Raw genomic sequence first — 8,166 nt, 5'->3', positions numbered from 1 at the left:
TTCCAGGACCCGTACGCGTCGCTCAACCCGCGGCAGACGGTCGGCACGATCATCGCCAGCCCGATGGAGATCAACGGCATCAAGCCGCCCGGCGGCCGTGAGGCCAAGGTGCGCGAGCTGCTGGAGACCGTCGGCCTCAACCCGGAGCACTACAACCGCTTCCCGCACGAGTTCTCCGGCGGCCAGCGCCAGCGCATCGGGGTGGCCCGCGCGCTCGCGCTCCAGCCCAAGCTCATCGTCGCCGACGAGCCGGTCTCGGCCCTGGACGTCTCCATCCAGGCGCAGGTCATCAACCTGCTCCAGGAGCTCCAGCGCGACCTCGGCATCGCCTTCGTCTTCATCGCGCACGACCTGTCGATCGTGCGGCACTTCTCGCAGCGGGTCGCCGTGATGTACCTGGGCAAGGTGGTGGAGGTCGCCGACCGCGACTCCCTCTACAACCGGCCCCGTCACCCGTACACGCACGCCCTGCTCTCCGCCGTGCCCGAGACGGACATCGACGTGGAGAAGCGCGAGCGCATCCGGCTCTTCGGCGACGTGCCTTCGCCGATCATGCCGCCGTCCGGCTGCCGGTTCCGTACCCGCTGCTGGAAGGCGCAGGACAAGTGCGCCACGGAGGAACCGCCGCTGGTCCAGATCTCCGGCAACAAGCCGGGCCATCTGACCGCCTGCCACTTCCCCGAGGACCCCACCACCGAGGCCCGCGAGGAGGACGTCATCCTCGACCCGGCGCTGCGGGCCCTGGAGAAGGACCTGGAGCCGGAGGACCGGCCGTAGCACAGAGGCGCCCCTACGGACGCCCGCCCGCACCCCGTTCGCACCCTTTCCCGCGCACCGTCGCGAAAAGGCGTTGCGGGCGGGGTGCGGCGCGCTCGACAGTACGTCCATGTCTCTTACCGTGCGGCCCGCCGTACCCGACGACGCTCCCGCCATCTGTGAGCTGCTCAACGCGATCGACGTGATCGAGATAGGCCGGCCCGAGACCGATCTGCACGAGGTGCGGGACGATCTCGGCCACCCCGGCGTCGACCTCGCCAAGGACTCCTGGCTGGCGTACGAGGACGGCCGGCTCGTCTGCTACGGCCTAATGTGGGACGACTCCGGCGACGAGCGCATCGACATGGACCACTATCTGCTGCCCGGCAGCGCCGCCGCGGGGGTGCGGCTGTTCGAGCTGATGGAGGGACGGGCCGCCGAACGGGCCCGCGCGAACGGCGCCGGGCGCGCCGTCGTCCATATGCACCTGAACACCGAGCCGACCCTGGACACCGCGGTCATCGAGGCGCGCGACTGGCGCCGGGTCCGCCGCTACCAGGTGATGACCCGTGACGTCGCCGCCCTCGGCGCGGCGCCGACCCCGCCGCCGGGCGTACGGGTACGGGACTGTACGGCCGAGGCCGACCGGCGCGTCGCGTACGAGCTGTGCGAGCTGACCTTCGCCGACCACTTCGACCACCAGCCGCGCGGCTACGAGGAGTGGCTGGAGCACCAGGGCGGCGACCGGATCGACTGGTCGCTGGTGTGGATCGCCGCGGCCGAGGGGATCGGCGACGCGGCTGTGCTGATCGGCGGCAACGAGCGGGAGTCGATGGGCTGGATCCCCAACCTCGGTGTGGTCAAGGACGCCAGGGGCCGGGGGATCGGCGGGTTCCTGCTGCGACACGCCTTCCACGCCTTCGCCGGACGCGGCCGGGAGACCGTGGGCCTCGGCGTCGACACCGAGAACGCCACCGGCGCGCTGAAGCTCTACGAGGCGAACGGCATGCGGCTGCACTTCGCCGTGGACACCTGGGAGCTGATCGTGCCGGTGTGACCCGTCCCGAGGGCTGTGACTCGTACAGCCCTCAAGAAAGTGCGGTTCGACACCGTATGGGGTGTATTTGGGTTCAAGTGAGATCTGGGCCTGAAAGGGAGGCACTCCATGCGTGGAGCCACACACGCCAAGTGGGCCGCTTGTGCGGTGGTCGTCGCGCTGACCGCGACGGCCTGCGGCGGGGACAGCGACAGCGGCAGCGGAAGTGGCAGTGGTGGCGGCTCCGGCGGGGTGCTGAGCGCCTCGTGGGGTGACCCGCAGAACCCGCTGGAGCCCGCCAACACCAACGAGGTGCAGGGCGGCAAGGTCCTGGACATGATCTTCCGGGGTCTCAAGCGCTACAACCCCAAGACCGCCAAGGCCGAGAACGCCCTCGCCTCCAGCATCACCACGAAGGACTCCAAGACCTTCAACATCACCGTCAAGAACGGCTGGACGTTCAGCAACGGTGAGAAGGTCACGGCGAAGTCCTTCGTCGACGCCTGGAACTACGGCGCGAATCTGAAGAACAACCAGAAGAACGCGTCGTTCTTCCAGTACATCGCCGGCTACACCGACGTGCACCCGGAGACCGGCCAGCCCAAGGCGACCACCATGTCGGGGCTGAAGATCACGGGTGGCCAGACCTTCACCGCCACGCTGTCGCAGCCGTTCTCGACCTGGCCCGACACCCTGGGCTACGCGGCGTTCGCGCCGCTGCCCAAGGCGTTCTTCAGCAACCACTCCGCCTGGCTCTCCAAGCCCGTCGGCAACGGCCCGTACACGGTGGACAAGTACACCAAGGGCTCCCAGATGTCGCTGCGCACCTGGAAGAAGTACCCGGGCGACGACAAGGCGCAGAACGGCGGCGTGGACCTGAAGGTCTACACGGACAACAACACCGCCTACACCGACCTGACGGCCGGCAACCTCGACCTGGTCGACGACGTGCCCGCCGCGCAGCTCAAGAACGTGAAGTCGGACCTGGCGGGGCGCTACATCAACACCCCGGCCGGCATCATCCAGACGCTGGCGTTCCCGTTCTACGACAAGAAGTGGAACGGTCCGAACTCGGCGAAGCTGCGCACCGGCCTGTCGATGGCGATCAACCGCGCGCAGATCACCAAGACCATCTTCCAGAACACCCGCACCCCCGCGACCGACTGGACCTCGCCGGTGCTCGGCGCGGCCGGCGGTTACAAGGCCGGGCTCTGCGGCTCGGCGTGCGACTTCAACGCGGCGCAGGCCAAGAAGCTGATCCAGCAGGGCGGCGGTATCCCCGGCGGCAAGATGACCATCTCGTACAACGCGGACACCGGCTCGCACAAGGAATGGGTCGACGCCGTCTGCAACAGCATCAACAACGTGATGGGCAGCGGCAAGACGTGCGTGGGCGCCCCGGTCGGCACCTTCGCCGACTTCCGTAACCAGATCGGCCAGAAGAAGATGACCGGTCCCTTCCGGGCCGGCTGGCAGATGGACTACCCGCTGATCCAGGACTTCCTGCAGCCGCTGTACTTCACCAACGCCTCATCGAACGACGGCAAGTTCTCCGACCCGAAGTTCGACAAGCTGGTCAACCAGGCCAACGCCGAGACCGACACGACCAAGGCGGTCAAGCTGTTCCAGCAGGCCGAAGAGGTCGTCAGGGACCAGATGGCGGCCATCCCGCTCTGGTACCAGAACGGCAGCGCCGGGTACTCGGACCGGCTGTCGAACGTCGCGCTGAACCCGTTCAGCGTGCCGGTCTACAACGAGATCAAGGTCAACTGACGCCGGACGGCGTGCGGCCCGGCCCACCACTGGCGCCGGGCCGCAGGCCGTTACCGGCGTCGTCCTGGCTCTGCACGCACCCCACGATCCCCGGAGTCCTCCATGGGACGATATGTGATCAGGCGTCTGCTCCAGATGATCCCCGTGTTCATCGGTGCGACGCTGCTGATCTTCCTGATGGTCAACGTCATGGGCGATCCCATCGCCGGTCTCTGCGGCGACAAGACCTGCGATCCGGCGACCGTGGCGCAGCTGAAGAAGGAATTCGGCCTCGACAAGCCGGTGTGGCAGCAATACCTGACCTACATGGGCCATCTCTTCCAGGGTGACTTCGGCACGGCCTTCAACGGCCAGAAGGTCATCGACCTGATGGGCTCGGCCTTCCCCGTCACCATCCGGCTGACCGTCGTGGCGATCGTCTTCGAGATCATCATCGGCATCACGCTCGGCGTGATCACCGGGCTGCGCAGGGGCCGCCCGGTCGACACCGGCGTCCTGCTGCTGACCCTGGTGGTCATCTCCGTACCGACCTTCGTCACCGGTCTGATCGTGCAGCTCGTGCTCGGCGTGAACTGGGGCATCATCAACCCCTCGGTCTCCACGTCGGCCCCGCTGGACGAGCTGATCGTGCCGGGGCTCGTGCTCGCGTCCGTGTCACTGGCGTACGTCACCCGGCTGACCCGTACGTCCATCGCCGAGAACAGACGCTCCGACTACGTGCGCACCGCCATCGCCAAGGGGCTGCCCAGGCGCCGGGTGATCGTCCGTCATCTGCTGCGCAACTCGCTGATCCCGGTGGTCACCTTCATCGGCACCGACATCGGCGGGCTGATGGGCGGCGCGATCGTCACCGAGCGGATCTTCAACATCCACGGCGTCGGTTACCAGCTCTACCAGGGCATCGTGCGCCAGAACACCCAGACCGTCGTCGGCTTCGTGACCGTCCTGGTCATCGTCTTCCTGGTGGCGAACCTGCTGGTCGACCTCCTCTACGCCGTTCTCGACCCGAGGATCCGGTATGCCTGAAGATCCCAACCGACCGTCGAACGAAGCCATCGCCGGCACAGGTGCCGGGGGCACGATGGACCTCGCCATGAGCGAGGGCAGCTCCGTACAGGGCGAAGGCCCCGAGGGCGGCGGCACGGACGACAAGCCACGCAGTCTCTGGTCGGACGCCTGGCGCGACCTGCGGCGCAACCCGATCTTCATCATCTCGGCGCTGGTCATCCTCTTCCTGGTGATCATCGCGATCTGGCCGCAGGCCATCGCCTCCCGCAACCCGCTGACCTGTGATCTCGGCAAGGCGCAGGAAGGCTCCCAGCCGGGACACCCGTTCGGCTTCGACGGGCAGGGCTGCGACGTCTACACCAGGACCGTGTACGGGGCGCGCGCCTCGGTCACCGTCGGCGTCTGCGCCACCGTCGGGGTGGCCCTCATCGGCTCGTTCCTCGGCGCGCTGGCCGGCTTCTTCGGCGGCATCTCCGACTCGCTGCTGTCCCGGGCCACCGACATCTTCTTCGGCATTCCCGTCGTCCTCGGCGGGCTCGTCCTGCTGTCCGTGGTCAAGAGCTCCACCGTCTGGCCGGTGATCGGGTTCATGGTGCTGCTCGGCTGGCCGCAGATCTCCCGGATCGCGCGCGGCTCCGTCATCACCATCAAACAGAACGACTTCGTGCAGGCCGCGCGGGCGCTCGGCGCTTCGAGCACCCGGCTGCTGGTCCGGCACATCATGCCCAACGCCATCGCGCCGGTGATCGTCGTCGCGACCATCGCGCTCGGTACGTACATCTCGCTCGAAGCGACGCTGTCGTACCTCGGCGTGGGGCTCAAACCGCCGACCGTGTCCTGGGGCATCGACATCTCGGCCGCGTCGCCGTACATCCGCAACGCCCCGCACATGCTGCTCTGGCCGGCCGGCGCGCTGGCGGTCACCGTGCTCGCATTCATCATGCTCGGCGACGCGGTGCGCGACGCCCTCGACCCCAAGCTGCGCTGAGGAGTTGCGTCCCATGTTGCTCGAAGTGCGCGATCTGCACGTGGAGTTCCACACCCGCGAGGGCGTCGCCAAGGCGGTCAACGGGGTCAGCTACCAGGTGGACGAGGGGGAGACCCTGGCCGTGCTGGGCGAGTCGGGATCCGGCAAGTCCGTCACCGCCCAGGCGATCATGGGCATCCTCGACGTACCGCCCGGCAAGATCACCGGCGGCGAGGTCGTCTTCCACGGCCAGGACCTGCTGAAGCTCAAGGAGGAGGAGCGGCGCAAGATCCGGGGCTCCGAGATGGCGATGATCTTCCAGGACGCGCTGTCCTCGCTCAACCCCGTGCTCAGCGTCGGCGCCCAGCTCGGCGAGATGTTCATCGTGCACCGGGGGATGTCCCGCAAGGACGCGCGCGCCAAGGCCGTCGAGCTGATGGACCGGGTCCGGATCCCGGCCGCCCACCAGCGGGTGGGGGACTATCCGCACCAGTTCTCCGGCGGTATGCGCCAGCGCATCATGATCGCGATGGCGCTCGCGCTGGAACCCTCGCTGATCATCGCGGACGAGCCGACCACGGCCCTCGACGTGACCGTCCAGGCCCAGGTGATGGACCTGCTCGCCGAGTTGCAGCGCGAGCTGAACATGGGGCTGATCCTGATCACCCACGACCTCGGTGTCGTCGCCGACGTCGCCGACAAGATCGCGGTGATGTACGCGGGCCGCATCGTCGAGACCGCGCCGGTCCACGAGATCTACAAGGCACCGGCCCACCCGTACACCCGGGGGCTGCTGGACTCGATCCCGCGCCTGGACCAGAAGGGCCAGGACCTCTACGCGATCAAGGGCCTGCCGCCCAACCTGCTGCGGATCCCGCCGGGCTGCGCCTTCAACCCGCGCTGCCCGCGCGCCCAGGACGTGTGCAGGACGGACGAGCCGCCGCTCTACGAGGTGTCGTCGACCCGGCGGAGCGCCTGCCACTTCTGGAGGGAGACCCTCGATGACTGAGCCCATCCTGGAAGTACGGGACCTGGTCAAGCACTATCCGCTGACCCAGGGGATCCTGATCAGGAAACAGGTCGGCGCGGTGAAGGCCGTCGACGGCGTCTCCTTCGACCTCGGCCAGGGCGAAACCCTGGGTGTGGTGGGGGAGTCGGGCTGCGGCAAGTCGACGGTGGCGCGGATGCTGGTGCATCTGGAGGACCCGACGGCCGGCACGATCCGGTACAAGGGCGAGGACATCACCAAGCTGTCAGGGCGCGCGATGAAGACCGTCCGCAGGAACATCCAGATGGTGTTCCAGGACCCGTACACCTCGCTCAACCCGCGGATGACCGTCGGCGACATCATCGGCGAGCCGTACGAGATCCACCCCGAGGTGGCGCCCAAGGGCGACCGGCGCCGCAAGGTGCAGGACCTGCTGGACGTCGTCGGCCTGAACCCGGAGTACATCAACCGCTATCCGCACCAGTTCTCCGGCGGCCAGCGCCAGCGCATCGGGATCGCGCGCGGCCTCGCGCTGCAACCCGAGGTCATCGTCGCCGACGAGCCGGTGTCGGCGCTCGACGTGTCGGTCCAGGCGCAGGTCATCAACCTGATGGAGCGGCTCCAGCAGGAGTTCGGGCTGAGCTACGTCTTCATCGCCCACGACCTGTCGATCGTGCGGCACATCTCCGACCGGGTCGCCGTGATGTATCTGGGCCGGGTCGTCGAGATCGGTTCGGACGCCGAGATCTACGACCACCCCACGCACCCGTACACGCAGGCGCTGCTCTCCGCCGTACCGCTGCCGGACCCGACGGCGCGCGAGCACCGCGAGCGGATCATCCTCAGCGGTGACGTGCCGTCACCGGCGAACCCGCCGTCCGGCTGCCACTTCCGTACCCGCTGCTGGAAGGCGCAGGAGAAGTGCGCGGTGGAGGACCCGGTCCTGGCGGTCCCGATGGTCTTCCGCGACGACACGGGCCCGGCGTCGCACCCCTCGGCGTGCCACTTCGCCGAGGAGAAGCAGATCGTCCCGGTCACGGGCCCGGAACCGGAACCGGACGGCGGCCGGGAGGCGGCGCCCGGCGCGGGCAGCGAGTCCGGTACGTGGCGGGAACTCGGCACGGAGCCCGGTACGGGTACGGAGCCCGGTACGTGGACCGAGCGTCCCGACGACCGGTGAGCGTGGGAGGATTCCGGGCATGCGTGACGAGACGATCGGCGACTTCCTCGACCGGCTGGCCGACCGGGTCCCGGCCCCCGGCGGCGGCGCTTCGGCCGCCCTGCACGCGGCCCAGGCGGCGGCCCTGCTCGGCATGGTGGCCCGCTACAGCACCGGTGAGAAGTACGCCGCCGACCGGGCGACCGTCGAGCGGATCATCACCGAGACCGACGAACTGCGCGCCGCCGCGCTGCAGTTGGCGCAGGACGACGCCGTGGCGTTCACCGCCGTCACCGACGCCTACCGGCTGCCCAGGGCGGACGACGAGCAGAAGGCCGCCCGTTCGGCGGCCATCGCCACGGCCCTGGTCGGGGCGGGCCGACCGCCGGCCGAGGTGATCGTCGTCGCCGACGTGGCCGTCACGCTGGCCGAGGAACTGCTGCCGATCGGCAACCGCAACGTCATCACCGATGTGGCCG

At 68.5% G+C, this 8,166-nt stretch carries 8 protein-coding genes; all 8 read left to right on the top strand.

Features of this window, described 5'->3' with window-relative positions; translation table 11 throughout:
• Positions 1–777, top strand: a 777-nt coding sequence (locus tag HY68_RS44795; RefSeq protein ID WP_041995184.1) for an oligopeptide/dipeptide ABC transporter ATP-binding protein, incomplete at its 5' end; no start/stop codon positions are given.
• Positions 778–886: 109 nt separating this feature from the next.
• A complete protein-coding gene (locus tag HY68_RS05000) occupies positions 887–1,813 on the top strand; it encodes a GNAT family N-acetyltransferase (RefSeq protein WP_041984877.1) in 927 nt (308 codons plus the stop codon).
• A gap of 108 nt (positions 1,814–1,921) precedes the next feature.
• Positions 1,922–3,565 (top strand): ABC transporter substrate-binding protein, encoded by a 1,644-nt coding sequence (locus tag HY68_RS04995; RefSeq protein WP_041984875.1) that lies wholly within the window; start codon positions 1,922–1,924, stop codon positions 3,563–3,565.
• Between the two features lie 102 nt (positions 3,566–3,667).
• The gene (locus tag HY68_RS04990) at positions 3,668–4,591 is read left to right on the top strand and encodes an ABC transporter permease (RefSeq protein ID WP_041984873.1); all 924 of its coding nucleotides are present in this window, start codon (positions 3,668–3,670) and stop codon (positions 4,589–4,591) included.
• Positions 4,584–5,561 (top strand): ABC transporter permease, encoded by a 978-nt coding sequence (locus HY68_RS04985; protein WP_041984871.1) that lies wholly within the window; start codon positions 4,584–4,586, stop codon positions 5,559–5,561. The genes HY68_RS04990 and HY68_RS04985 overlap by 8 nt, the downstream gene beginning before the upstream one ends.
• A 13-nt stretch (positions 5,562–5,574) precedes the next feature.
• Positions 5,575–6,549, top strand: a complete 975-nt coding sequence (locus HY68_RS04980; RefSeq protein WP_041984868.1) for an ABC transporter ATP-binding protein — start codon at positions 5,575–5,577, stop codon at positions 6,547–6,549.
• Complete coding sequence (locus tag HY68_RS04975) at positions 6,542–7,708, top strand: dipeptide ABC transporter ATP-binding protein (protein ID WP_052457016.1); 1,167 nt, start codon at positions 6,542–6,544, stop codon at positions 7,706–7,708. The genes HY68_RS04980 and HY68_RS04975 overlap by 8 nt, the downstream gene beginning before the upstream one ends.
• 19 nt (positions 7,709–7,727) lie before the next feature.
• On the top strand, positions 7,728–8,166 hold a 439-nt coding region (locus HY68_RS04970), incomplete at its 3' end, for a cyclodeaminase/cyclohydrolase family protein (RefSeq protein WP_041984866.1).

Source organism: Streptomyces sp. AcH 505, assembly GCF_000818175.1.
In the GTDB taxonomy this organism is placed as follows: Bacteria; Actinomycetota; Actinomycetes; order Streptomycetales; family Streptomycetaceae; genus Streptomyces.
This window is presented reverse-complemented; position numbering and strand designations above follow the sequence as displayed.